The 3,852-nt window shown below is 73.7% G+C and carries 2 protein-coding genes; both read right to left on the bottom strand.

Translation table 11 applies throughout. From position 1 onward, the window contains the following. Window positions 1–165: 165 nt before the first annotated feature. Entirely contained in the window at window positions 166–1,086 is a 921-nt protein-coding gene (locus GC722_RS10640) for a carbohydrate ABC transporter permease (protein ID WP_156610016.1), read from the bottom strand. Between the two features lie 260 nt (window positions 1,087–1,346). Next, window positions 1,347–3,852: DEAD/DEAH box helicase (locus tag GC722_RS10645; RefSeq protein WP_197429993.1), on the bottom strand; the 2,506-nt coding region annotated here is incomplete at its 5' end.

Consider the following 3,852-nt stretch of genomic DNA (forward strand, 5'->3'; position numbering starts at 1 on the left):
AGGCCAGCAGCGCGTACTGCACCACCGACAGCCACGGCGGGCGCCGGCTCACCGGAGCCGTGCCGCGCTGCGGGACGGGCGCGGGAGCGGCGGGCGCCACCGGGGCCCGGGTGGTGCCCGGCTCCTGCGGGGACGTCTGCGGGGCCTTGAGGGGGAGTCCGACGCTCATGAGTAGTGCACCTTTCGCTCGGCGATCCGCGTCTGGACGACCGTGACGACCATGAGGATCAGGAACAGCACGGTGGCCGCGGCGGCGGACGTGCCGATGTCGAACTGCGAGAACGCCTCGTCGTAGACCATCCAGGTCAGCGTGGAGGAGGAGTCACCGGGCCCGCCGCCGGTGAGGACGGCGATGATGTCGAAGGCCTGGGCGCTGGTGATGATCCCGGTCAGCAGCAGGAAGTAGGTCACCGGGGACAGCAGCGGCAGGGTCATGCCGCGGAACAGCCGCCAGCCGGAGGCGCCGTCGAGCGAGGCGGCCTCGAAGACCTCCTTGGGCAGGTCCAGGATCGCGGTGTAGTAGATGATCGCCACGAAGCCCAGCCGCTGCCAGGTGTAGGCGACGGTGATGGCCCACAGCGACCAGTCCGAGGTCGTCGTCCACTGCGGCGAGTCGGCGCCGAACAGCCCGAACGCCCACCGGCTGATGCCGTAGGTCGGGTCGAACATGAACAGCCAGACGATGCCGACCGCGGCTCCGGGCAGCATGTGCGGCGCGAAGGTGATGGTGCGGGTGAAGCCGGAGAACCGCAGCCGCCGCGACAGCAGGAAGCCGATGGCCAGACCGCCGACCAGGGTGCCGCCCACGGAGATCCCGGTGAACACCAGGGTGTTCCACAGCACCAGCCAGAACTCCGGGCTGGCGAACAGGTCGACGTAGTTCTGCAGGCCCACGAACACCGGCGCCGGCGCGATGAAGTCCCAGTCGGTCAGGCTCAGCACCACGTTGTAGACGGTGGGGTAGTACGAGAAGACCAGGATGGCGGCGAGGTTCGGCAGGATCAGCAGGCCGAAGAGGAGGCCCTCGCGCCAGCGACGCCGACGGCGTGCGGGTGAGAGGGAGGCAGTCAGGGTCACGGCGGCCATTCGATGGGTGCCAGGCGTCGGGTACGCGACTCCACTCCCAACAACCGGCGACGTGCCGGGAAACCCTTGCCGACGCAGCCGCCCGGCGGCGGTCGCGCGACCGCCGGCGTCGCCCTGGGAACGTGTACGCCGTCGCGTCCGGACAGCGCGACACGCCGCGGCACGCCGGACGTCACCGCGACGACATACACGCGGGCAGGGGCGGGCGGGGTTGCGGGGAGGGGGTGGTGAGGGTGGGGCGGATGGTGGCGGGCGGGCCGTCAGGGTTCGAGCAGGGCGGCGATGTCGTCGGCGGTCAGCGAGGTGGAGGCGAGCGAGTCGGCGCCGACCACGCTGGCGAACAGGGCCGCCTTGCGCCGGGCCAGCTCCATCACCTTCTCCTCCACGGTGCCGGCCGAGACCAGCCGGTAGACCACCACGTTGCGGGTCTGGCCGATCCGGTGGGCCCGGTCGACCGCCTGGGCCTCGACGGCCGGGTTCCACCAGGGGTCGAGCAGGAAGCAGTAGTCGGCCTCGGTCAGCGTCAGCCCGACGCCGCCGGCCTTGAGGCTGATCAGGAAGACCGGGTCGGTGCCGCTGCGGAAGCCGTCGACCACCTCGCCGCGGCGGCGGGTGCTGCCGTCGAGGTAGCTGTAGCCGAGCCCGGCCGCGGTGAGCCGGCGGGCCACCCGGGACAGGAAGCTGGTGAACTGGCTGAACACCAGGGCGCGGTGCCCCTCGGCGGCGATCTCGCTCAGGTGCTCGACCAGCAGGTCGATCTTGGCCGAGCCGACCTTCTCGTGCTCGGGGTCGACCAGCGCCGGGTCCAGGCTGAGCTGGCGCAGCCGGGTCAGCGAGGCCAGGATCGAGATCCGGTTCTCGTCCAGGTCCTCCAGCAGCTTGAGCACCCGCTGCCGTTCGCGCTGCAGGTGGGTGTCGTACAGCTTGCGGTGCCGCGGGCCCAGCTCGACGGTGAGCACCTGCTCCTGCTTGGCGGGCAGGTCGGAGGCCACGAGGTCCTTGGTGCGCCGCAGCACCACCGGCCCGATCCGGCGGCGCAGCACCGCCAGCGCGTCGGGGGAGGCGTCCTGCTCGATCGGCTTGGCGAAGCGCTCGCGGAAGTCGGCGGCGTGGGGGAACAGCCCGGGGGCGGTGAGGGAGAGGATCGACCACAGCTCCATCAGGTTGTTCTCCATCGGCGTGCCGGTGATGGCGAACCGGGAGCCGGCCTCGACGCGGCGGGCGGCGTCGTAGGTCTTGCTGGTGTGGTTCTTCACCGACTGCGCCTCGTCGAGCACCAGGCCGGCCCAGCGCAGCCCGGCGTAGCCGGCGGCCTCCAGCCGCAGCAGCGTGTAGGTGGTGACGACCACGTCGGGGGAGCGCTCGGCGAGCCGGTCCAGCCCCCAGCCGCGCCGGGCCGCGGACTCGGTGATGGCGACCACCCGGAGCCCCGGGGTGAACCGGGCCGCCTCGGCCACCCAGGTGCTGACCACGCTGGCGGGCGCCACCACCAGGAACGGCGGGGCCTGCGGATCGCTCTCGCGGGCACGGGCGACCATGGCCAGGGTCTGCACCGTCTTGCCCAGCCCCATGTCGTCGGCGAGCACCCCGCCCAGCCCGTGCTCGTGCAGGAACGACATCCAGGCGTAGCCGGCCCGCTGGTAGGGACGGAGCGTGGCCTGCAGCCCGGCCGGCTCGGCCGGCGGCTCGGTGGCGGGCAGCTCCCGCAGCGCGGCGGCGGCCCGGGTCCACTCCCGCACCCGCCCGTCGCTGGGGCCGGCCTCGACCAGCCCGGCCAGGTCGGCCAGCAGGTCGTGGTGGTCGCGGGAGAGCCGGATGCCCCTGGGCGGCTGGTCGACCATGGCCCGGGCGTCGGCCACCAGCCGCGCCAGCCGGTCGAGCTCGGGGCGGTCGAGGTCGACGTAGACGTGGTCGCGCACCATCACCGTGGTGCTGCCGGAGGCGAGCGCGGCCAGCACCTGGGCCAGCCCGATCTGCACCGTGCCGAGCTCCTCGTCGCGGATGGCGACCACCACCTCCAGCTCGAGCCAGTCGGTGCGGCCCTCGCGGTGGTCGCCCTCGGAGCTGGTGAAGCGCACCTCGGGCACCCCGGTCGCCGGCCGGAAGTCCGGCGTCCGGCCCACCAGCACCAGCTCGACCGAGCCGTCGCTGCGCCGGGCCACGTCCTCCAGCCGCGGCAGCACGTCGGTGGCGAAGCCGAGCGCGTCCAGCCCCCGGAAGCGCAGCTCGGCCGCCAGCGTCCCGGGGCCGTGCTGGCCCACCCCCAGCAGCGCGGCCACCGTCTCGTCGGCCTCCAGCAGCCCCACCACCTGCTGCTCCCGCGCGGGGTCGCGCAGCAGCCGTCCCACCGTCGGGTCGTCGACCGGCAGGTCCCGCTCGGGGCCCTCGTCGGAGCTGTGCACCCACCGCCAGGCGAGCACCGCGCTGGCGTCCTCGTGCCAGGTCACCTGCCCGCGCAGCCGCACCCGGGTGGGCCCGGGCAGCGGCACCGAGCCGTCACGGGAGCCGACCCCGACCACGTGGGCCAGCCGCGGCAGGTACTCACCGACCAGCTCGGGCACGTCGGCGCCCGGGACCACCAGCGGCGCCTGCTGCACGAAGTGGCTGCGGACGGCCCGGGGGAGCGTGCGGGTCAGCGGTGCCAGCACGATGCTGCGGGTGGTGGCGTCACCGCCCCACAGCACGACGCCGTGCGCCGGCTCGCCGATGAAGGCCACGTCACCCGGCTCGTACCACGCGCCCTCCGACACGGCGCCGGCGCGCACC

This window comes from Auraticoccus cholistanensis, from assembly GCF_009742705.1.
In the GTDB taxonomy this organism is placed as follows: Bacteria; Actinomycetota; Actinomycetes; order Propionibacteriales; family Propionibacteriaceae; genus Auraticoccus; species Auraticoccus cholistanensis.

What these genes read in the sequence shown, in the direction of transcription:
- GC722_RS10640 (WP_156610016.1), bottom strand. Translation starts at nt 1,086, where the DNA reads ATGGCCGCCGTGACCCTGACTGCCTCCCTCTCACCCGCACGCCGTCGG.